General features: G+C 68.5%; 20 protein-coding genes, 2 tRNA genes and 8 pseudogenes. 24 read left to right on the forward strand and 6 right to left on the reverse strand.

The features are described 5' to 3' along the window. Window positions 1-16: 16 nt before the first annotated feature. A tRNA-Gly gene (locus KAE78_RS15640) sits at window positions 17-90 on the reverse strand. Window positions 91-201: 111 nt separating this feature from the next. On the opposite strand from KAE78_RS15640, the gene KAE78_RS15645 reads away from it, so the two are divergent. The 11 genes and pseudogenes from KAE78_RS15645 (at window position 202) to KAE78_RS18065 (ending at window position 7026) form a co-directional block, all read left to right on the forward strand. Then, window positions 202-275 (forward strand) — tRNA-Pro (locus tag KAE78_RS15645). Between the two features lie 260 nt (window positions 276-535). Further along, complete coding sequence (tig, locus tag KAE78_RS15650; RefSeq protein ID WP_223172801.1) at window positions 536-1942, forward strand: trigger factor; 1407 nt, start codon at window positions 536-538, stop codon at window positions 1940-1942. Window positions 1943-2122: 180 nt separating this feature from the next. Further along, window positions 2123-2677: an ATP-dependent Clp protease proteolytic subunit gene (locus KAE78_RS15655; RefSeq protein WP_223172818.1), complete on the forward strand. Its 555-nt coding sequence runs from the start codon at window positions 2123-2125 to the stop codon at window positions 2675-2677. A gap of 19 nt (window positions 2678-2696) precedes the next feature. Beyond that, window positions 2697-3341, forward strand: a complete 645-nt coding sequence (locus KAE78_RS15660) for an ATP-dependent Clp protease proteolytic subunit (protein ID WP_223172802.1) — start codon at window positions 2697-2699, stop codon at window positions 3339-3341. Window positions 3342-3497: 156 nt separating this feature from the next. Further along, window positions 3498-4765: pseudogene (gene clpX, locus KAE78_RS15665) on the forward strand (ATP-dependent Clp protease ATP-binding subunit ClpX). Window positions 4766-4823: 58 nt separating this feature from the next. Beyond that, window positions 4824-5573: an epoxide hydrolase family protein gene (locus tag KAE78_RS15670; protein ID WP_223172803.1), complete on the forward strand. Its 750-nt coding sequence runs from the start codon at window positions 4824-4826 to the stop codon at window positions 5571-5573. After that, window positions 5570-5941, forward strand: coding sequence for a hypothetical protein (locus KAE78_RS15675; RefSeq protein WP_223172804.1), 372 nt, complete (start codon window positions 5570-5572; stop codon window positions 5939-5941). The genes KAE78_RS15670 and KAE78_RS15675 overlap by 4 nt, the downstream gene beginning before the upstream one ends. 150 nt (window positions 5942-6091) lie before the next feature. Beyond that, on the forward strand, window positions 6092-6502 hold the full coding sequence (locus tag KAE78_RS15680) for a serine hydrolase (RefSeq protein WP_262927909.1): 411 nt from the start codon (window positions 6092-6094) through the stop codon (window positions 6500-6502). After that, window positions 6483-6566, forward strand: coding sequence for a hypothetical protein (locus KAE78_RS20055; RefSeq protein ID WP_411156044.1), 84 nt, complete (start codon window positions 6483-6485; stop codon window positions 6564-6566). Before KAE78_RS15680 ends, KAE78_RS20055 begins: the two co-directional genes overlap by 20 nt. Then, window positions 6563-6904 carry a hypothetical protein gene (locus KAE78_RS15685; protein WP_223172805.1) on the forward strand — a complete coding sequence of 114 codons (342 nt, stop codon included), beginning with the start codon at window positions 6563-6565 and terminating at the stop codon, window positions 6902-6904. The genes KAE78_RS20055 and KAE78_RS15685 overlap by 4 nt, the downstream gene beginning before the upstream one ends. Further along, window positions 6901-7026, forward strand: a complete 126-nt coding sequence (locus tag KAE78_RS18065) for a hypothetical protein (RefSeq protein ID WP_262927910.1) — start codon at window positions 6901-6903, stop codon at window positions 7024-7026. The genes KAE78_RS15685 and KAE78_RS18065 overlap by 4 nt, the downstream gene beginning before the upstream one ends. Window positions 7027-7130: 104 nt before the next feature. On the opposite strand, the pseudogene KAE78_RS15690 reads toward KAE78_RS18065, so the two are convergent. Continuing rightward, window positions 7131-9173: pseudogene (locus KAE78_RS15690) on the reverse strand (M3 family metallopeptidase). 466 nt (window positions 9174-9639) lie between these two features. Here KAE78_RS15690 and KAE78_RS19045 point away from each other — a divergent pair. The 3 genes from KAE78_RS19045 to KAE78_RS15705 all read left to right on the forward strand — a co-directional run bounded on the left by KAE78_RS19045 (window position 9640) and on the right by KAE78_RS15705 (window position 11405). After that, complete coding sequence (locus KAE78_RS19045; RefSeq protein ID WP_317451968.1) at window positions 9640-9909, forward strand: hypothetical protein; 270 nt, start codon at window positions 9640-9642, stop codon at window positions 9907-9909. A gap of 213 nt (window positions 9910-10122) precedes the next feature. Further along, window positions 10123-11208 (forward strand): MFS transporter, encoded by a 1086-nt coding sequence (locus KAE78_RS15700; RefSeq protein WP_223172806.1) that lies wholly within the window; start codon window positions 10123-10125, stop codon window positions 11206-11208. Continuing rightward, window positions 11205-11405, forward strand: a complete 201-nt coding sequence (locus tag KAE78_RS15705) for a hypothetical protein (protein WP_223172807.1) — start codon at window positions 11205-11207, stop codon at window positions 11403-11405. Before KAE78_RS15700 ends, KAE78_RS15705 begins: the two co-directional genes overlap by 4 nt. Before the next feature lie 33 nt (window positions 11406-11438). Here KAE78_RS15705 and KAE78_RS15710 read toward each other — a convergent pair whose 3' ends face one another. Next, window positions 11439-11612, reverse strand: a complete 174-nt coding sequence (locus KAE78_RS15710) for a hypothetical protein (RefSeq protein ID WP_223172808.1) — start codon at window positions 11610-11612, stop codon at window positions 11439-11441. A 46-nt stretch (window positions 11613-11658) separates the two neighbouring features. Continuing rightward, window positions 11659-14233: pseudogene (valS, locus tag KAE78_RS15715) on the reverse strand (valine--tRNA ligase). A gap of 445 nt (window positions 14234-14678) precedes the next feature. Between valS and KAE78_RS18070 the strand changes: the two are divergent. From KAE78_RS18070 to KAE78_RS19070, 10 genes and pseudogenes are all read left to right on the forward strand, one after another. Then, window positions 14679-14951, forward strand: a pseudogene (locus KAE78_RS18070) (ABC transporter substrate-binding protein); the annotation flags it as partial. 155 nt (window positions 14952-15106) lie between these two features. Next, window positions 15107-16105: an ABC transporter substrate-binding protein gene (locus tag KAE78_RS15720; protein WP_262927911.1), complete on the forward strand. Its 999-nt coding sequence runs from the start codon at window positions 15107-15109 to the stop codon at window positions 16103-16105. Between the two features lie 93 nt (window positions 16106-16198). After that, window positions 16199-17132, forward strand: a pseudogene (locus KAE78_RS15725) (ABC transporter permease). Between the two features lie 311 nt (window positions 17133-17443). Continuing rightward, window positions 17444-17587: pseudogene (locus tag KAE78_RS18075) on the forward strand (ABC transporter permease); the annotation flags it as partial. Between the two features lie 53 nt (window positions 17588-17640). Beyond that, complete coding sequence (locus KAE78_RS15735) at window positions 17641-17940, forward strand: hypothetical protein (protein ID WP_223172849.1); 300 nt, start codon at window positions 17641-17643, stop codon at window positions 17938-17940. Continuing rightward, window positions 17918-18175 (forward strand): annotated as a pseudogene (locus KAE78_RS19050) (ATP-binding cassette domain-containing protein); the annotation flags it as partial. The gene KAE78_RS15735 and the pseudogene KAE78_RS19050, both read left to right, overlap by 23 nt. 137 nt (window positions 18176-18312) lie before the next feature. Further along, window positions 18313-18408: pseudogene (locus tag KAE78_RS19055) on the forward strand (hypothetical protein); the annotation flags it as partial. Window positions 18409-18638: 230 nt separating this feature from the next. Beyond that, the gene (locus tag KAE78_RS19060) at window positions 18639-18866 is read left to right on the forward strand and encodes a hypothetical protein (RefSeq protein ID WP_317451969.1); all 228 of its coding nucleotides are present in this window, start codon (window positions 18639-18641) and stop codon (window positions 18864-18866) included. Further along, window positions 18824-19054 carry an ATP-binding cassette domain-containing protein gene (locus tag KAE78_RS19065; protein WP_317451970.1) on the forward strand — a complete coding sequence of 77 codons (231 nt, stop codon included), beginning with the start codon at window positions 18824-18826 and terminating at the stop codon, window positions 19052-19054. The genes KAE78_RS19060 and KAE78_RS19065 overlap by 43 nt, the downstream gene beginning before the upstream one ends. Further along, complete coding sequence (locus KAE78_RS19070) at window positions 19054-19425, forward strand: ATP-binding cassette domain-containing protein (protein ID WP_317451977.1); 372 nt, start codon at window positions 19054-19056, stop codon at window positions 19423-19425. The genes KAE78_RS19065 and KAE78_RS19070 overlap by 1 nt, the downstream gene beginning before the upstream one ends. Window positions 19426-19479: 54 nt before the next feature. On the opposite strand, the gene KAE78_RS15745 is transcribed toward KAE78_RS19070, so the two are convergent. Together KAE78_RS15745 and KAE78_RS15750 are read right to left on the reverse strand one after the other, a co-directional pair. Beyond that, complete coding sequence (locus KAE78_RS15745; RefSeq protein WP_223172809.1) at window positions 19480-20628, reverse strand: DUF418 domain-containing protein; 1149 nt, start codon at window positions 20626-20628, stop codon at window positions 19480-19482. Between the two features lie 194 nt (window positions 20629-20822). After that, window positions 20823-21062: a hypothetical protein gene (locus KAE78_RS15750; protein WP_223172810.1), complete on the reverse strand. Its 240-nt coding sequence runs from the start codon at window positions 21060-21062 to the stop codon at window positions 20823-20825. Window positions 21063-21065 lie beyond the last annotated feature (3 nt).

Genomic DNA, 21065 nt, shown 5'->3' on the forward strand with positions numbered 1-21065 from the left:
TTCTCCGGAGGAGAAGTGGAGGGGATGACGGGAATCGAACCCGCACCATCAGTTTGGAAGACTGAGGCTCTACCATTGAGCTACATCCCCGAATCGGGGGCCGGTGACCACACGGAACCGGCTGTTCGATTGTAGCGGACAGAACAGCGTGCTCCCGTCCGTTAGACTTCTTGGGGCCGTTCCCGCGTGCGCGGGTATTACCGGGGCGTAGCTCAGCTTGGTAGAGCGCCCGCTTTGGGAGCGGGAAGTCGCAGGTTCAAATCCTGTCGCCCCGACGTAGTGAGAAATCCGATCCTTGGATCGGGTTGCTCACTACTCGCGGCAGTCAGGCGGGCCCCAGCATCCGTGGCTCCGCGCGTCGCGCATGCGACGTGTGGAGGAGATGCCTGGGGAATCGCCCCTGGTAAGTGACGAAAGCCCGACCCGAGGGGTCGGGCGCCACCCCAAGCCCCGACACACACCACAAAGACTTCAGAACAGACCAGGACCTCACGACCGCGCATGTGCGCGGAAAGCACAAGGAGAACAGACGAGTATGGCTACGAGCACCGTCGAGAAGCTGTCGCCCACCCGGGTCAAGATCAGCATCACGGTCACACCCGAAGACCTCAAGCCCAGCATCGAGCACGCCTACGAGCACATCGCTCAGGACGTGCAGATCCCCGGCTTCCGCAAGGGCAAGGTCCCCGCTCCCATCATCGACCAGCGCATCGGTCGCGGCGCCGTCATCGAGCACGCCGTCAACGAGGGCCTCGACGGCTTCTTCCGTCAGGCGGTCAGCGAGAACGAGCTGCGCCCCGTCGGCCGTCCTGCTGCCGACATCACCCAGTGGCCCAACGAGAAGGACTTCTCGGGCGACCTGCTCGTCGACGTCGAGGTCGACGTGCGCCCCGAGATCGAGCTTCCCGCCTACGACGACATCACGCTCACGGTCGACGCCGTCGAGACCGACGACGACGCCATCGATGCCGAGCTCGACCGTCTGCGCGGCCGTTTCGGCACGCTGATCCCGGTCGACCGTCCGGTCGCGACCGGCGACTTCGTCGAGCTCGACCTCGTCGCCACGATCGACGGCACCGAGATCGACCGTGCTGAGGGCGTCTCCTACGAGGTCGGCTCCGGCGAGCTGCTCGAGGGCATCGACGAGGCGATCGACTCGCTCACCGCGGGTGAGGACACGACCTTCCGCTCGACGCTCATCGGCGGCGACCACGCCGGTTCCGAGGCCGAGGTCGCGGTGAGCGTCAAGGCCGTCAAGGAGCGCGAGCTCCCGGAGGCCGACGACGACTTCGCCCAGATCGCCAGCGAGTTCGACACGATCGCCGAGCTGCGTGCCAGCCTCGCCGAGCGCGTGGGCGAGCAGGGCGTCTTCACCCAGGGCGCCGCCGCTCGCGACAAGCTCGTCGAGGCGCTGCTCGAGCGCATCGAGATCCCCGTGCCGGCGCAGCTCGTCGAGGACGAGGTGCACAGCCACCTCGAGTCCGAGGGGCGTCTGGACGACGACGAGCACCGCGCCGAGGTCACGGAGGCGAGCGAGAAGCAGTTCCGCACCCAGGTGTTGCTGGACACCATTGCCGAGGACGCCAAGGTGGAGGTCTCGCAGGACGAGCTGAGCCAGTACCTCATCCAGTCGGCCGCACAGTACGGCATGGCCCCGCAGGAGTTCGTCGAGGCGCTGCAGGCCTCGAACCAGCTCCCGGCTCTCGTCGGCGAGGTCGCCCGCAACAAGGCTCTCGCCGTCGCGCTCGGCAAGGTGAAGGTCGTCGACAGCAACGGCAAGTCCGTGGATCTCTCCGGTTTCATCGGCGTGACCGATGAGGACGAGCAGGCGGATGCCGCAGACGCGCCCGTCGAGGAGGTCGCCGCGGAGGAGAAGCCCGCGAAGAAGACCGCGGCCAAGAAGCCGGCCGCGAAGAATGCTTCGGCCAAGAAGGCCGAGTAATCCTCGAGGGAACGGGACGGGTGCGCGCCGCATCCGTCCCCGTTTCCGTCCCCGCTGATATGCCGACGGCGAACACGACCTGAGGGCGACGTTCTCGCCGGTAGATTCGAATCACCGAACACGACAAACAGGAGCGCACATGGCTGCAGAACCCTCGTTGCGACGAGTGTCTTCGACAGGCTGCTGAAGGACCGCATCATCTGGCTCGGCTCAGAGGTGCGCGACGAGAACGCCAACGAGATCTGCGCGAAGATCCTTCTTCTCGCCGCAGAGGACTCGGAGAAGGACATCTACCTGTACATCAACTCGCCCGGCGGGTCGATCACGGCGGGTATGGCGATCTACGACACGATGCAGTTCGTCCCGAACGACATCGTCACGGTCGGCATCGGCATGGCCGCGTCCATGGGGCAGCTGCTGCTCACCAGCGGCACGAAGGGCAAGCGCTACATCACGCCGAACGCCCGCGTGCTGCTGCACCAGCCGCACGGCGGCTTCGGTGGAACCGCGAGCGACATCCAGACGCAGGCGCAGCTCATCCTCGACATGAAGAAGCGCCTCGCCGAGATCACCGCGGCCCAGACCGGCAAGTCGGTCGAGCAGATCAACGAGGACGGCGATCGCGATCGCTGGTTCTCGGCGGAGGAGGCGCTCGAGTACGGCTTCGTCGACCACATCCGCGAGCACGCGACCGACGTCTCGGGCGGCGGCGGAACCGCGCCGGACTCGAAGTAACGGAATCGAAAGGACACCCATGTACACCCCGACATTCCGTGCCGCCGGCAACCTGCCCTCGAGCCGCTACATCCTCCCGCAGTTCGAGGAGCGCACCGCGTACGGCTTCAAGCGCCAGGACCCGTACAACAAGCTCTTCGAAGACCGCGTGATCTTCCTGGGCGTGCAGGTCGACGACGCCTCGGCCGACGACGTGATGGCTCAGCTCCTGGTTCTGGAGAGCCAGGACGCCGAGCGCGACATCACGATGTACATCAACTCTCCCGGCGGATCCTTCACCGCGATGACGGCGATCTACGACACCATGCAGTACGTCTCGCCGCACATCCAGACGGTCGTGCTCGGTCAGGCGGCCTCCGCCGCGGCCGTGCTGCTGGCCGCCGGCGCCCCCGGCAAGCGTCTGGCGCTGCCGAACGCACGCATCCTCATCCACCAGCCCGCGATGGGCGAGGCAGGGCACGGTCAGGCCTCCGACATCGAGATCCAGGCGGCGGAGATCCTGCGGATGCGCACATGGCTGGAGGAGACCCTCGCGGCGCACACGAAGAAGAGCGCCGAAGAGGTCAACCGCGACATCGACCGCGACAACATCCTCTCCGCACAGGAGGCGCTCGACTACGGCATCGTCGATCAGGTGCTCACGACGCGCAAGCGCGCTTCCTGATCGAAGGAGCCAAGAACGGATGCCTCGGCCACTGGGCCGGGGCATCCGTCGTGTCAGGGCGTGGTTTTCCCCATATGTCGCGCCAATGCCGCGCAGTGTCCGGGCCAGCGGTTAGGCTCGGAGGAGCATCTCAGGAAGGCCTCGAGGAGGGCACGCATGGCACGTATCGGTGAAAGCGCCGACCTGTTCAAGTGCTCGTTCTGCGGAAAGAGCCAGAAGCAGGTGCAGCAGCTCATCGCAGGTCCGGGTGTGTACATCTGCGACGAGTGCGTCGAGCTGTGCAACGAGATCATCGAAGAACGCATGGCCGAGTCCTCGTCGGGCACCGTGGCGGAGTTCGATCTGCCCAAGCCGCGGGAGATCTTCGCCTTCCTCGAGGAGTACGTCGTCGGCCAGGATGCGGCCAAGCGGGCGCTCTCAGTCGCGGTCTACAACCACTACAAGCGCGTGCGCGCCCACGGCACGCTGCAGCCGGCCGAGCAGAAGGCCGAAGAGATCGAGATCGCCAAGAGCAACATCCTGCTCATCGGGCCCACCGGCTGCGGCAAGACATATCTCGCCCAGACGCTCGCCAAGCGACTCAACGTCCCCTTCGCGGTGGCGGATGCGACGGCCCTGACCGAGGCCGGCTACGTCGGCGAAGACGTCGAGAACATCCTCCTCAAGCTGATCCAGGCGGCCGACTACGACGTCAAGCGCGCCGAGCAGGGCATCATCTACATCGACGAGGTCGACAAGATCGCCCGCAAGGCCGAGAACCCCTCGATCACGCGCGACGTCTCCGGCGAAGGCGTGCAGCAGGCGCTCCTGAAGATTCTGGAGGGCACGGTCGCGTCCGTGCCGCCGCAGGGCGGCCGCAAGCATCCGCACCAGGACTTCCTGCAGATCGACACGACCAACGTCCTGTTCATCGTCGCCGGAGCCTTCGCCGGGCTGGAAGACATCGTCTCCTCGCGCGTGGGCAAGCACGGCATCGGCTTCGGCGCTCCGCTGCACGACAAGAGCAACGACCTCGACCTGTTTAGCGAGGTCCTCCCCGAAGACCTCCACAAGTTCGGCCTGATCCCGAGTTCATCGGACGCCTGCCGGTCGTGGCCTCGGTGACGCCCCTGGATCAGGAGGCGCTCATCGACATCCTCACCGGTCCCAAGAACGCGCTCGTCAAGCAGTATCAGCGCATGTTCGAGCTCGACGGCGTGCAGCTGGAGTTCGAGGACGACGCACTGCGATCGATCGCCGATCTCGCCGTCGAGCGCAAGACGGGCGCGCGCGGACTCCGCGCGATCCTCGAAGACGTGCTCGGTCCGATCATGTTCGAGATCCCGTCCGCCGACGACGTCTCGAAGGTCGTCGTGACGCGCGCCGCGGTCGACGAGGGTGCGCCGCCGACCATCGTGCTGGCGCGCAAACGCAAGAGCGCCTGAGCGAAGCCCGGTACGCCGCGCGCCCACGGATGTCCGAGGTCCGCGCTACGGTCAGCGAATGACCTCACCGCAACCGTTCCGGATCCATGTCCCGGATGAGGTGCTCCGCGACCTCCGTCGCCGGCTCGCCGGAGCGCGATTGCTGCCCGACTCACCGCGACGGTCGCTGTCCGGCATGACGGCCGGCTACCTCGAACGCCTCGTCGCCTCCTGGGAGGAGTTCGACTGGCGTGCGCGTGAGAGCTGGCTCAACGCGCATCCCCAGTTCCTCGCCGAGATCGACGACGCGACGATCCATTTCGTGCACCTGCGCTCGGCCCGAGCGGACGCGCCCGTGCTTCTGGTGATGCACGGCTGGCCGCACACGTTCGCCCTGCAACTGGACTTCGCCGACCTGCTGCCGGACTTCCATGTCATTGTGCCGAGCCTCCCGGGGTTCGCCTTCTCGTCGCCTTATCGCACCGGAAGGTTCACAGAACGCCGTGTCGCCGAGACTATGCACTCGCTCGTCACCGACATTCTCGGCTACGACCGGTACTTCACCTATGGAGAGGATGTGTCGGCGAACATCAACGATCTTCTGGCAGCGACCCACCCCGAGGCCGTCCGTGGCGTCATCGTGACTCACGCGCACTTCCCTCGAGAGAGGAGCGCGAGGAACTCACCGCACCCGACGAGATCGCGTTCTTCGAGCGGCTCGACGCGTGGCAGGGGCCGCACGGCGCGTACGGGCACGTTCAAGGCACGCGTCCCGACACACTGGCCGCAGCCCTCAACGATTCGCCGGCGGGTCTGCTCGCCTGGGTGACGGAGAAGCTCGTCGAATGGGGCGACAGCCCCACGGAGCGGCCGGAGGAGATCGAGCGGACTCTCTCGCGCGAGCGCATCCTCACCGAAGCCACGATCTACTGGATCACGCAGAGCATCGGAACCTCGTTCCGCCCCTACTACGAGGGAGACGACGACTCGGAGCCGAGTCCGCCCGTCGAGGTGCCGGCCTCCATCCACATCCAACGGCACGAGAACGACTACCCGGAGAGCCTCGCCAGGTCCTTCTACCGCGACATCCGGGTGTTCGAACGGCTCCAGACGGGTGGCCACTTCGCCGTCGCAGAGGTTCCCGGCGCCATGGCCGAACGCGTACGCGCCTTCGCCTCCACCCTCTCGCCGGTGTAACCGATGCCGGGTACCGCAGTCACGCGCCCGGGGATATGCTCACGTCATGATCCCTGCACCGGATGCCGGAAAGATCGATGCGCGCGACACCGACGAGCTCGACCTCGATGACTTCAGCGGCGTCCTGGCCGCCTATCGCGGGGCGAGCTGGTGGCGGGGTGGGCCAGAGGGCTCGCCGATCGCTCCCTGGCCGTCCCCAATGCGCTCGACACCCGCTTCGCGGCTGCCAGTTTCGCGAAGACCTTCACCGCAGCGGGGATGCTCTCGCTTGTCGCCGAGGGCACCCTGAGCCTCGACACCACCGCCCGCTCGGTGCTGGGTGACGACCTGCGCTTGATCGCCGATGACGTCACGATCGAGCATCTGCTCAGCCATCGCTCGGGGATCGGCGACTATCTCGATGAGGAGATCGACGAGTATGCGCCGCTTGCCATCCCGGTGCAGCAGCTCGACTGCGCCGAGGCCTACGTGCCCTCATCGACGGCTTCGAGACGGCCTTTCCCGCGGGGAGAAGTGGGCGTACTGCAATGGCGGCTTCGTCGTGCTCGGGATCATCGCTGAACGCGCCTCGGGCGTGCCCTACGGGCGGCTCATGACCGAGAGGGTGTTCGATCCCGCGGGATGACGTCATCCGACTTCGCGCGCAGCGACCGACTCGAACCGCTGTCGGCGGTCGGTTACAAGGAGGACGGCACGAGCAACATCTTCCACGTGCCCGTCGTCGGCGTCGGTGACGGCGGTGCGCGCACGACGGTCGCCGATATGCACGCGTTCTGGTCGAGTCTGTACACGGGTGCGCTGCTGCCGATGGATCTGGTCGCGGCGATGACCGCACCGGTGACCCGGACATCGGCATCTACGACGACGATGAGGATGACGATGACGATGAGCCCACCGGCTATGGTCTCGGCGTATGGCTCAAGGCCGGAACGGTCGCCGCGGTCGGCGGCGATCACGGGATGACGGCGTTCTCCCGGCATGTTCCAGAGCACGACCTCACCGTGACGCTCCTGTCGAACGAGGAAGAGGCGCCCGCCTACGACCGCGTGATGACCGTGGAAGGCATCGTTCTGCGAGCGCTCTGAAGCGCTCTCAGCCGCTGTCAGCTCCCGCCGGTCTCCGATGCATCGCACTGTCGTCGTACGTCGATGCGCGCTCGTCGAAGGAGCGTCTGATGGGCTCCAGCCGGTCAGCCATCGAGGCCGCGGCGCTTCAGCAGCGGCTCGACCTCGGCGTCGCGCCCGCGGAAGTCGCGGTACGCCTCCAAGGGTCCTTCGAGCCGCCCACGCCCAGCAGGCGTTCGCGGAACCGGTCGCCGTTCTCGCGGGTGGGGCCGCCGTTCTCCCGGAACCAGGCCACCGTATCGGCGTCGAGCACCTCGCTCCAGATGTACGAGTAGTACCCGGCGCTGTAACCGCCGGAGAACACATGCGCGAAGTAGGTCGAGGAGTATCGGGTCGGGACGACCGGGTTGGCCAGTCCGATGTCGGTGAGCGCCGCGGCCTCGAACTCCGCGGCATCCGACACCTTCTCGTCGGGGCCGATGCGATGCCAGGCCTGATCCAGCCAGGCCGCGGCCAGATACTCGCTGGTCGCGTGGCCCTGGTTGAAGGTCTCGGTGGCGCGCAGCCGCTCCACGATGTCGGCCGGCAGCGGTTCCCCGGTCTCATAGTGGCGGGCGTAGTTGTCGAGCACCTCCGGCCAGAGGATCCACATCTCATTGACCTGGCTGGGGAACTCCACGAAGTCGCGGAAGACGTTGGTCCCGGCGAAGTGCGGATAGGTGACCGTGGCGAAGAGTCCGTGAAGCGCATGGCCGAACTCATGGAAGAGCGTGGTCACCTCGTCGAAGGTCAGCAGCGTCGGCTGGCCCTCGCCGGGCTGCGGGACGTTGAGGTTGTTCACCACGACCGGGGCCGTGCCGCGCAGCGCGGACTGGCTCACGATCGGGTTCATCCACGCACCGCCGCGCTTGGAGTCGCGCGTGTAGAGGTCGAGCACGTAGAGCCCGAGAGCGCTGCCGTCGGCGTTGTGGATCTCGAAGACGCGTGCTCCCGGGTGGTAGGAGACGAGATCCTCACGCTCGGTGAAGGTGACGCCGTAGAGCTGTGTGGCGGCGAAGAAGACGCCGTCCTGCAGCACCCGCTCCGCCTCGAACCAGGGCGCAGGGCGGCGGTGTCGATGTCATACCGGCGGCGCGGACCTTCTCGGTGTAGAACGCCCAGTCATGGGCCTCGAGGTCGAAGGGTTCGGCCTCGGTCTCGTCGATGATCGCCTGAAGGGCCTCGCGCTCGGTCTCCGCATTGCGGGCGGCCGGTGCGGCGAGACGGCGGAGCATGTCCTCCACGGCCTGGGATGTGCCCGCCGTCTCGTCGGAGGTCACATAGGCGGCGTGGGAGGCGTGGCCGAGCAGCGCCGCACGTTCCGCGCGGAGCGTGGCGATCTCGATGAGCACGGCGCGATTGTCGTTCTCGTTGTCGCGGGAGGCGCGGGATCGTGACGCCTCCATGATCCTGCGGCGGCTCTCGCGGTTCGTCAGGGAGGAGAGGTAGGGGTGCCCGGTGAAGAGCGTGAGGCTGATGAGGTACTTGCCGTCCAGTCCGCGGTCTGCGGCGCTGCGGGCGGCTGCCGACAGCTCGCCCTCGGTCAGCCCGTCGAGCTCGCTCGCGGAGTCGAAGACGACTGCGAGGTCGTTCGTGTCGGCGAGCAGGTTCTTCTCGAAGGTCGTGTTCAGCGTCGACAGTCGCTGGTTGAGCGCGGTGAGCCGCTCTTTCGCCTCAGGGTCGAGCGCCGCGCCGGCGTGAGTCATCTCCTTGTAGTGGCGCTCCACGAGATAGCGCTGCTCGGCGGTGAGCTCGAGCTCGTCCAGCTGCTCGAAGAGCGTCTTGACTCGCCAGTAGAGGTGCGCATCGAGACGGACCGCATCCTGATGCGCGGCCATGAGCGGCGCCAGCGCCTCGTCGACCGCCTGGATCTCGTCCGTCGCATCCGCCGAGCTGACGGTGTAGAAGGCGTGGGCCACACGATCCAGCAGCTCTCCACTCGCCTCCAGCGCCACCATCGTGTTCTCGAACGTCGGCATGGAGCGCACCCGCGTGATCGCGGAGATCTCACGGAGATGTTCGGCGAAGGCCTCCTCGAATGCGGGAGGTAGTGATCAGGCCGGATCGCGGCGTAATCGGGGAGCGCGTAGGGAGAGGACGGGGTTCAGAAGCGGATTCTCAGACGCCATGCACGCCAGCCTAGTCGAGGGCCGTACGGGATGCCGCGACTTCTTTGCAAATACCAGGTTGCAAAAAAGTACTTGCAAAGAAAGCGTTGCATTGCTACGGTGATCTGTATGGACGATCAGACATCGAGCGACGAGCTTCGCAGGAGAGTCACGGCACGGCATGATCGTGACCGCGTCCTCGACACCGGGGCACTGCGTGCCCTTGCACACCCCCTGCGCGTGCGCATCTACGACATCCTCAGCCAGTACGGTGCGCAGACGGCGAGCACCCTCGCCGAGCGCCTGGGGAGTCGAGCGGTGCGACGAGCTATCACCTGCGCGCCCTCGCGAAGCATGACCTCATCCGCGAGGTGGAGGGTCGTGGCACGGGCCGGGAGCGCTGGTGGGAGAGGCCGGCCGGTGGCGTGACGTTCAACAATCCGGATGCGGCGAAGACGCCCGCCGGCGGGCTGCCATGCAGCTCGTCATGAGCGAGTTCTTCCGGCAGCGGAACGAGCAGCTCATGGACTTCATCTCGCGGGCGGAATCCGAGAAGGAAGAGTGGCGCGAGGGCAGTCTCATCTCCACGGCATCGACCCGACTGACGCCCGCGCAGAGCCAGGAGCTCTCCATGAAGATCATGGCGATCATCGACGAGACCGTCGACGCCTACCGCGACCAGACCGGTGACGACGTGCGCCCCATCACGATCCGGGCCGACGTCTTCCCGCTCCCCGACCTCGAGGAGGAATCATGACCACCCTTTCCATTCCCCGTTGCCCCGCGCCGCCGACGACCTTCGAGCGTGCTCTCCTGCATGTCTCGGCGAGCATCGCCGGTTTCGTCTCCCGCCGGGCTCAGATGAGGGCAGCGGCGAAGCTTCGCTGCAGCCCGCTGCGCGTCGCCGCATCAGCTGTCGACGCCCGTCGCCGCGACGTCTCGGCTCTCGCGCATACGGGATCCTCCCGCGATGAGCGACGCCACGGCACCGACGCCGCGTGCGGCCCGGGTGAAGCCACCGCTCGGTCGCGATTTCGGCAAACTGTGGACGGCGTCGGCGTTCAGCAATCTTGCCGATGGCATCGGTCGCATGGCGGTCCCGCTCATCGCGACGACGCTCACTCGCGATCCCTTCCTGATCTCCGCCTTCGGCGCGGTGGCGATCCTGCCGTGGCTGATCTTCGGTCTTCCCGCCGGGATGCTGGTCGACCGCTTCGACCGCCGGTGGATCATGGCGACGGCGAACACTCTGCGCGCCGGGACGGCGCTCGTGCTCGCCGTGCTGACCGTCACAGGGCAGCTGAGCATCTGGGGTCTGCTGATCGGGACGCTCGTGTTCGGACTCGGGGAGACGCTCTTCGACAACGCGACGAGCGCGATCGTCCCGGCGATCGTCGAACGGCGTTCCCTGGACCGGGCGAACGGCTTCATGCAGGCGGCACAGGTGACGATCGACAGCTTCATCGCCACCCCGATCGGCGGGGTGCTCTTCGCGGTCGCTCTGGCGCTGCCGTTGTGGACCGGAGGCTTCGCCTACCTCGTGCCGGTGGCGCTCGCGATCCTGCTCCCGCTCGCGGCTGCACGGCCCTTCCGCGATCCCGAGCTGCCCGAGAAGACCCCGGATGCCGGGGCGAAGGCACCGGCGAGCGAGGCCGTCTCCTACCTGTGGAACCATCGCTTCCTGCGGTCGATGGTGCTCTTCACGATCGTCGTCGGGAGCGCGTTCGCCTTCGCGCAGGCGCCGACGATCCTCTACTTCCTCGATGTGATGGGCGTTGTTCCGGCCGCGGTCGGGTTCGTCACGGCCGGGATCGGTGTCGGGGCGTTGATCGGGTCACTGACCGCACCTGCTCTGGTCACACGTTTCCGCCGCGGCAGGGTCATGCTCTGGGCCAACCTGACGGCGGCGGTCGCCCTCCTGGCGCTATCGGCCGCTCCGGAGGTCGTCACCGCGATCATCGCTTACGCGCTGCTCGCCTTCGCCGTCTCGGTGTGGAACGTTCCCTGGGCGCGCTGCGTCAGGCGATCGTGCCGAACGAGCTGTTCGGTCGGGTGATCGGGATCATCAGGTCGGTGACCTGGGGAGTCGTCGCGGCGGCCACGCTTCTCGGAGGATGGGTCGCCCGCTTCGATCTGCGACTGCCCTATCTGGTCGGCGCGGTCGTGACACTCGTGGCCGCACTGATCGCTGCCCGGCTGCTCTTGAGCGCATCCCGGTACGACGAGCCGGAGGAGGCGGGCGCCGTCCGCTGAGGTGTTTCGCTGGGCAGCCCAGAAGACGCGGTTTCAGTCCTGCCAAGGCCGGGCGACGACCTCGCCGGCGGCATCGAGGAGGACCTCCCAGCCCGCATCGAGCTCGGCGACCGGGCGCCCTTCGAGCCAGGTGAGCGTCCAATGGGCACGGCCGTCGCCGACCGTGCGTTCCACCTCGGCGATCGCGTCCCGCAGCTCGGCGGGCACGCTGGTCGGCGGAGTCGCCCCGCCGGCCAGCGCGTCCCCAGTTGCATCAGGACGCCTCGACGGGTGCGAGCTCGATCGTCTGCACGACGAGTTCGTCGGCCTCGGTGAGCTCCAGGTCGGCGATGCGGCCGACCGCCTTGAGGTCTTCGGCCGCCTGCCGGAGAGCCTCGAGCTTTCCGGCGGGAGCGCCGACCACCGCACGCGAGACCGGGGTCTTCTGCGATGCCTTCGCCTCGGTCTTGGCGCGTCGGATGCCGATGAGCGCCTCGCTCGCGGCGGCGAGCACCGCCGGGTCGCCCTCGATGCCCAGCGGCTCGGGCCAGGACGCCGCGTGCACCGAGCCCTCCTCGAACCACGACCACGCCTCCTCGGTGGCGAAGGCGAGGACGGGGCGAGCAGGCGCAGAAGCGTCGACAGCGCGCTGCGCAGGGCGAGCGCCGCAGAGGCCTGTCCGACGTCGGCGCGGTTGTAGGCGCGCTCCTTCACCAGCTCGAGGTAGTCGTCGCAGAAGGTCCAGAAGAACGACTCGGTGACCTCGAGCGCACGTGCGTGATCGAACGACTCGAAGGCCTTCGTCGCCTCGCCGACGACGCCGTCGAGGGTCGCGAGCATCGACGCGTCGAGGGCGTGCGTGACCTGGGCCCCTCGGGAACCGGGAACGAGAGCACGAACTTCGCGGCGTTGAGGACCTTGATCGCCAGGCGCCGGCCGATCTTGACCTGCGTCGGGTTCTGCGGGTCGAAGGCGGCGTCGGCGCCGAGGCGGCTGGATGCCGACCAGTAGCGGACGGCATCCGATCCATGCGCGTCGAGGATGTCGGACGGCGTCACCACATTGCCCTTCGACTTCGACATCTTCTTGCGGTCGGGATCGACGATGAAGCCGGAGATCGACGCGTGGGTCCAGGGCGCGCGTCCGTCTTCGAGAGCGCTGCGCAGCATGGTCGAGAAGAGCCAGGTACGGATGATGTCCTGCCCCTGCGGACGCACGTCGAAGGGCGCCACGAGGTTCCACAGCTCCTCATCGCGCTGCCAGCCGCCGACCAGCTGTGGGTGAGCGAGGAGGTCGCCCAGGTGTCGAAGATGTCCTTCTCGGCATCGAAGCCGCCCGGAACTCCGCGCTGCTCCTCCGTGTAACCCGGCGGCACGTCGATGGTCGGGTCGACCGGCAGGCTGTCCAGTGACGGCGTGATCACGCGGTCGTAGTCGCGTTCACCGTTCTCGTCGAGTCCGTACCAGACCGGGATCGCCACGCCGAAGAAGCGCTGGCGCGAGACGAGCCAGTCGCCGGTGAGGCCGTTCGTCCAGTTCTCGTAGCGCACGCGCATGAAGTCCGGATGCCAGGACATGCCGGCCCCGAGCTCGATGAGCTTGTCGCGCAGTTCGGCGTCGCGCGCACCGTTGCGCAGGTACCACTGCCGCGTCGAGACGATCTCGAGCGGACGGTCGCCCTTCTCGTAGAACTTCACCGCGTGCTGGAAGGGCTTGGACACCTCGAGCAGCTCGCCCGACTCCTCCAGCAGCTCGACGGTGCGCTTGCGGGCGCTGAACACCGTCTTGCCGGCGAGTTCGGCATAGGCGGCCTTCGCGGCATCCGATTCCAGGGCCTCGGGAGCCTCGGCGATCACGCGGCCGTCCTTGCCCAGGATCGTGCGGTTGGGCAGGTCGAGCTCGCGCCACCACACGATGTCGGTCACATCGCCGAAGGTGCAGATCATCGCGATGCCGGTGCCCTTGTCCTGCTGCGCGAGGTGGTGGGCGAGAACGGGAACCTCGACATCGAAGAGCGGGGTGCGCACGGTCTTGCCGAAGTACGGCTGGTAGCGCTCGTCGTCGGGGTTGGCCACGAGCGCCACGCAGGCGGCGAGAAGCTCGGGCGGGTCGTCTCGATGTGGATGTCTCCGGAGCCGTCGGTCTTGTGGAAGGCGATCCTGTGGAACGCGGCCTGCTGATCGCGATCCTCGAGCTCGGCCTGGGCGATGGCCGAGCGGAAGTCGATGTCCCACAGCGTCGGCGCGAGCGCCTGGTAGGCCTCGCCGCGCTCGAGGTTGCGGAGGAACGCGAGCTGGCTCGTGCGGATCGTGTCGTCGGAGATGGTGCGGTAGGTCTGCGTCCAGTCCACCGACAGGCCGAGCTGGCGGAAGAGCTCCTCGAACTTCTTCTCGTCCTCGATCGTGAGCTCTTCGCAGAGCTCGATGAAGTTCCGGCGGCTGATCGGCACCTGATCGGCCGGCTTCAGGCTCTTCGCATCGCCGTGGAAGGGCGGCGTGAAGTCGGGGTCGTAGGGGAGCGAGGTGTCGCAGCGCACGCCGTAGTAGTTCTGCACGCGGCGCTCGGTGGGCAGGCCGTTGTCGTCCCAGCCCATCGGGTAGAACACGGTCTTGCCGCGCATGCGCTCGAATCGGGCCTTCACGTCGGTGTGCGTGTAACTGAAGACGTGGCCGATGTGGAGGGAGCCGGATGCCGTGGGCGGGGCGTGTCGATCGAATAGACGCCCGCGCGGCCCTTGGCCAGAGCGGCGTCGCGGTCGAACAGGTAGGTGCCCTGTTCCTTCCAGACGGAGTCCCACTTCGCTTCGAGACCTTCGAGTGCGGGCTTGTCGGGAATCTGCGCGTCAGACATGGGTCTCCTTGAGCGATGTATGCGGCACCGTGTGAGCGTGCCTGAGTGTGGGTTGTCGGAATATTCTACCGGCCGAGCGAGCGCGCAAGGATCGTCCTTCGGGCCAGGAAGGACGATCCCCGCGTTCTCGGAGAGGGGAGAGCGGATGTCGGGGGCATCGGCGCGGGCGCGGGCATTGATCGATCCCGTCCAAGAAAGCGCTAACGTAGGGGTACCCCCTGTTTCCTTACCGAGGTCCCGCATGCCTTCTTCCTTGACGCGTCGCGTCCTGTCCGCCTCCGCCCTCGTCGCGGCATCCGCCCTCGTCCTCAGCGCCTGCGCCTCGCCAGGTGAGCAGGATCCCGGAGGCGACGTCACCGGCGGCGAGGTCGTCTGGGCGATCGAGGGGGCGAACCTCTCCGCCGGACACATGGACCCGCAGACCAGCCAGCTCGACGTCTCGGCCATGGTGCAGCGCGCGGTGCTCGACTCGCTCGTGTTCCAGGAGGCCGACGGCACCTTCACCGCCTGGCTGGCGAAGGACTGGACGGTCTCCGCCGACGGCACGGTGTACACCTTCGAGCTGCGCGACGACGTGACCTTCCACGACGGCGAGCCCTTCGACGCCGAGGCGGTCAAGGCCAACTTCGATCGCATCGCCGACCCCGAGACCGCCTCCGCCCAGGCTTCGGCCATGCTCGGCGGCGAGTTCTACGCCGGCACCGAGGTCACCGGCGAGCACACCGTCGAGGTGCGCTTCACGCAGCCCTACGCGCCCTTCCTCCAGGCGGCCAGTACCGCCCAGCTCGGCTTCTACTCGCCCGCGGTGCTCGCCGAGTCCGCCGATCTCCTCGCCGCGGCGGCCCCGACGTCAACGTCGGCACCGGTCCCTTCGTGCTCGCCTCGTACACCCCCGATCAGGAGATCGTGTACGAGCGCAACGACGACTACGTCTGGGGTCCGAAGGGCGCCGGTGCCCCGAATATCGACACGCTGCGCGTCGAGGTCCTCCCCGAGGCCTCCGTGCGCATCGGTGTCGTCCAGAGCGGCGAGGCCGACCTCGCCAGCAACCTGCCGCCGAACCTCGCCTCGACCCTCGGCGGCGATCTGACCGTCGACTCGCTCGAGTACCCCGGCCTTCCTTACTCGCTCTACCTCAACGAGGCCTACGGTGTCTTCGAGGACGAGCGCGTGCGCCAGGCCTTCGCCCGCGGCATCGACATCGATGCGGCGGTCGAGGAGATCTTCTTCGGGCAGTTCCCGCGCGCCTGGAGCATCCTCGGCGCCACGACGCCGGGATACGACTCCTCGGTCGAGGGCACCTGGGCCTACGATCCGGATGCCGCGGGGGCGCTCCTCGACGCGGCCGGCTGGACCGAGCGCGACGCCGAGGGCTACCGGACGAAGGACGGCGAGAAGCTCTCCGTGCGCTGGATCGCCTGGACGCCCGTCCCCGACGACCGCACCGCGCTGGGCAACGCCATCCAGTCCGACCTCAAGGAGATCGGCTTCGAGGTCGTGCGAGAGGTGCTCGAGCCGGGCGCCTACAACGAGCAGTACGGGCCGAAGACCTTCGATCTGACCGACTGGGGCTTCTCGGGCGTCGACGCGGACCTTCTGCGCAACCACCTGCACACCGCCGGATTCCAGAACGCCTCGCAGGTCTCGGACCCCGAGATCGACGCGCTCCTGGAGCAGGGTTTCTCCTCCTCGAGCCAGGAGGAGCGCAACGACGTCTACGGACAGCTGCAGCGCTGGAACGCCGAGTACACGGCGATCGTTCCGCTGTACAGCCCGGCGCTCATCACGGCGGTCAACCCGACGATCTCGGGCCTCTCGTACGACCTGTACGGCCGGCCGCTGTTCTACGAGGTGGCCACCACCGGTCGGTGAGCGAGCGCGGCGAGTCGAGGCGCCCCGGCGTGCACGCGGCGCCGGGTCTCCCGTGTCGCCTATCGTCGTTGCTGAGCGGGGAACGGGGTGCCGATGAAGCTGCTCCGTCGACTGGCCGGGCTCGCGGCATCCGTTCTCGTCGTGCTCTGGGGAGCGGCCACGCTCGCCTTCGTGACCTTCCGGTTGATCCCGGGGACCCCGTGTCGGTCATGCTGGGTCCGCAGGCGCAGGTGAGCGAGGCGGTCAAGGACGGCATCCGCGCCGAGCTCGGACTCGACCGCCCGCCTCTCGTGCAGTATCTCGCCTACCTGGGGGATCTGCTGCGCGGCGATCTCGGGACGTCGTATCAGCTGCGGCTTCCGGTCACCGAGGTGATCGGCCGGCAGCTGGGCGCGACGCTGCAGCTGACGGCGCTCGCCCTGCTCATCGCCGTGGTCATCGCGCTCGCTGTGGCACTTCTCGCCCGCGGGCGGGTGTCGTCGGGGATCGCCGCGACCCTGGAGCTGATCGTGCTCTCGTCCCCGGTGTTCTGGATCGGGCTCGTGCTGCTGAGCGTGTTCGCCTTCGGGCTCGGCTGGTTCCCCGTCTCGGGTTCGCGCAACCCCGCGACCCTCGTGCTCCCGGCGGTCACGCTCGCACTGCCGGTGGCGGCCCTGCTCGGGCAGGTGCTGCGCGACGGCATCGAGGCCGCGGAGCGGCAGCCCTTCGCTCTCACGGTGCACGCCCGGGGCGCGGGACCGGTGCGCCTGACCCTCCGGCACACGCTGCGGCACGGGGCATCGGGCGCGGTGACCTCGCCGCCTACTTCGCCGGCTCGCTGCTCGGCGGCGCCGTGCTCGTGGAGACCGTGTTCGCCCGCCCGGGCATCGGCCGGGTCACGCTCTCGGCGATCACCGACCGCGACCTCCCGGTCATCACCGGCATCATCATGCTCAGCGCCCTGGTGTTCGTCGTCGTCAACACCATCGTGGAACTGGTCGATCCCGTCATCGACCCGCGGTTGCGGAGACCGGGAGCACGCGCATGAGGGCCGGGCAGCGGATCCTCCTCGGCGGGGCGGTCGCGGTGCTCGCGTTGATCCTCCTCGCCGCCCTCGCGCCCGGATGGATCGCGACCCACGACCCGCTGCAGGTCGACGTGCGCGGCGCGCTCCTTCCGCCGAGCGGCGAGCACCTCTTCGGCACCGACCAGAGCGGGCGTGACGTCTTCTCGCGGGTGGTGCACGGTGCGCGACTCTCCGTCGGCATCGGTCTGCTCGCAACGGCCCTCGCGAGCGTCGCGGGGCTCGTCGTGGGTGCTTTCGCGGGATCGGCGCCGCGCGTTCTGGAGGCCACCACGATGCGCCTGACCGACGTGCTCCTGGCGTTCCCGGAGTTCCTCGTCGCGCTCGTGGTCGTCGCCGTCCTCGGACCCGGCCACCTCAACGTCGCGATCGCGGTGACCCTCGCGGCCGTCCCCGTCTACATCCGTCTCGCCCGCACCCGCACGCGCACGCTCGCGGCGGCCGAGCACGTCGAGGCGGCGCGGATCCTGGGGTGCCGGGGCCGCTGGCCTTCCTGCGCCACGTCGTCCCGGGTGTCGCAGGCTCGCTCAGTGTGCTCGCGGTCATCGGCATCGGCTCCAGCATCCTCGCCGCCGCCGGGCTCAGCTTCCTCGGGCTCGGCCCGACCGAGCCGACCCCCGAATGGGGGCTCATGCTCGCGGGCGGACGCAACGTCCTCGCTCAGGCCTGGTGGGTCGCGGTCTTCCCGGGTGCCGCGATCACGCTCACCGTCCTCTCCGCGACGGTGATCGGGCGCACCCTCCGGGCACGTGCGGAAGGGCGGACGACGTGAACGCGCTGCGAGTGACCGAACTCCGCGTGTCGATCGACGGCACGGCGCTCGTCGACGGCGTCTCGCTCGACGTCGCGCCGGGGAGTGCGTCGCCATCGTCGGCGAGTCGGGCGCAGGCAAGTCGCTCACGGCCCGGGCCCTGCTGGGTCTGGCTCCGGACGAGGCGCGGGTGACGGCATCCGACTTCTCCGTCGACGGCGTCGACGTGCGCCGCTTCGACGAGCGCGCCTGGCGGAGGCTCCGTGGGAGCCGGATCGCCCTCGTCTCACAGGACGCGCTCGTCTCGCTCGACCCGTTGCGCCGCGTGGGGCCGAGATCGCCGAGCCGCTTGAGATCCACACCGGGCTGTCGCGCGCCGAGCGCAGCGAGCGGGTGCGAGGGCTCCTCGCCTCGGTGGCGATGCCGGATGCCGCGCGCCGCGCCCGCCAGTACCCGCACGAGCTCTCGGGCGGGCTGCGCCAGCGCGCGCTCGTGGCCTCCGCGCTGGCAGCCGAGCCGACGATCCTCGTCGCGGACGAGCCGACCACGGCGCTCGACGCGACGGTTCAGATGCGCATCCTGTCGCTTCTGCGATCGATCGCCGACAGCGGCGTGGCGGTCGTCTTCATCAGTCACGACTTCACCGCGGTGCGCCGCGTCGCCGACCGGGTGCTCGTGATGCGTGCGGGGCGTGTCCTGGAGGAGGGGCGGTCGCACAGGTGCTCGATGACCCCGGGCACGCCTACACGCGCGAACTCATCGCCGCGGCGCGACATGAGCCTCGGGAGGTGTCGCCGGCATCCGAGGCCGTGCTCGCGGCATCCGAGGTCTCGAAGTCCTTCGGCGCGCACGTCGCGGTGCAGGCAGCCTCCTTCGCGCTGCGTCAGGGCGGACGCTCGGGATCGTGGGGGAGTCCGGCTCCGGCAAGACCACCCTCGCCCGCATGATCGTCGGCGTCGAGACCCCCGATTCCGGGGTGCTGGACTGGCGTTCGGATGCCGGGACGGTCCAGCTCGTGCATCAGAACCCGCTCGGCGCCTTCGACCCGCGCTGGACCATCGGTCGTTCGCTGCGCGAGGCTCTGGCGGCCGGGGCGTGTCGCGGGGAGAACGCGCGGCGCGAGCGGAAGAGCTGATGCGTGAGGTCGACCTCGACGCCGCGCTTCTGCGTCGCCGCCCGCGGCAGCTCTCGGGAGGGCAGCGGCAGCGCGCCGCGATCGCCCGGGCGCTGGCGGCCGACCCGCGCGTGCTCGTGCTCGACGAACCCGTGTCGGCGCTCGACCCCTCGGTGCGGACCCGGGTGCTCGCCCTGCTCACGCGCCTGCAGGCCGCCCAGGACCTCACGCTCGTCGTCATCTCGCACGATCTCGACGTGATCGCCGCGACTTGCGACGAGGTCCTCGTCATGCAGGACGGCGCCGTCGTCGAGCAGGGCGCGGCCGCCGCGGTGCTGACGGCTCCGCAGCATCCGTTCACCCGCGAGCTCCTCGCCGCCGCGTCGCTCTGACGACTCGCCGGGACAGGGCGACGGATGTCGCTGCCGCCCCGTTCTGCGCGAAGCTCAGGCGCGCGGCGAAGGCGGATAGGCGAGCCGCCGCAGTGCCCACTCCGCAGGGCCGCGTTTACCCGCCCGCTCGAGCACGACCGCGAGCAGCACGGTCACGAGCCACGTCGCCACCGCGATGAGGAAGACCGACCAGCTGCTCAGCCACCCGCCGAGACCGAAGCCCCAGGCGCAGAGGAGCGGCGCGAAGACGACCGACTGGGCCAGGTATCCGGACAGCGATCGCTTGCCCAGTGCCTGGAGCGCGTTCCCGACCGGACCGGCCGTACCGCGGCGGCGCCAGCGGGCGGCGATCAGCGCGAACGCCGCGACATAGCCGAGACCGCCGAAGAGGCCGGCGAAGGAGTTCAGGCCCATGAACGCCCAGTCGTAGAAGGAGGGGATGCCGAAGGCTCCGGCGTTCTGCAGCGCCATCACGCCGCCGGAGAGCCAGGCCACGCCGATGCCGATGATCGCGGTACGGCGCAGGAGGGGGAGGTGGTTCTCGGGCTGTTCGAGCACCCCGGCGCGCGCCGCGACGAGCGCGATGAGCATGGCGATCGGGATGATCAGTGCCAGCAGCTGCGCGGGGGTGAGCAGCAGCCAGGCGCCGAATCGCATGGCGGCGGAGAGCGCGTAGTTCGACTCTCCGGCGGCGAAGCGCATGTCGAACTCGCCGATGTCGAGCAGCTCGGGCGGCAGGAACATGCCCATCAGGAACGCGCCGCCGACGGCGGAGAGCGCGCTGACGAACACGACGGCCGCGAGCGCCCACGCCCAGATCTTGATCGTGATGTCGCGCCGGTTCAGGAAGGCGGCCGCGATGACGAGCCCCGCGAGTCCGTAGGCGCCGAGGATGTCGCCCATCCACAGCAGCAACGCGTGCACGGCGCCGAAGGCGACCAGCCAGAGGTGCCGCCGGCGCAGAAGTCGCCTCGCCTCCTGCTCGGGCACGCCCTTCTCGTACTGGCGCCGGTAGAGCTGCCAGATGCCGTAGCCGAACAGGAACGCGAACATCGGATACGAGCGCCCGTCGATCGCGACGATCGCGACCGACTGCGCCACCAGATCCCAGCCGGTCGCTCCCGGCGGGTGAGCGGACACCATCCCCGAGGCCGAGCCCCACAGATACCAGGGCGCGTTCGCCACGGCGATGAACAGCAGCATGAGGCCGCGGGCGAGGTCGGGGCGATCGCGCGCCCGGTGAGGGCGGTGGGCGTGGGCTGAGCCGGCGAAGTCATGTGTCCTCTCAGGGTGCTCTGGTCCTCGTTCCCTGCCCAGGCTACGTGGGCGCGCCCGCTCCGGCATCCGTCTTACGGGGATTCCCGCTTTCTCTCGCAGGGACACGGAAAGCGCCCGATTCACGGACAGCCGCCCGTTTCGCGGACGAAGCAGGCGAATATGTCGGTGAAACGGGCGACTTTCCGAAGATCGGGCGGGCTTAGGCCCGGGATCGGATGCGGGGAGCTGCGGATGCCGCAGGCACCACGTAGAATGGCCGAAGCAGCGCTGATCCGGCCATCACCGGGGAGCTCGCGGAAGAACGCTTCGACCAGCTCAGCGACCGAAGTCAGTAGAACCGCGCGGGGCAGGCCCGTCACAGC

It is taken from the genome of Microbacterium sp. NIBRBAC000506063, from assembly GCF_017968845.1.
In the GTDB taxonomy this organism is placed as follows: Bacteria; Actinomycetota; Actinomycetes; order Actinomycetales; family Microbacteriaceae; genus Microbacterium.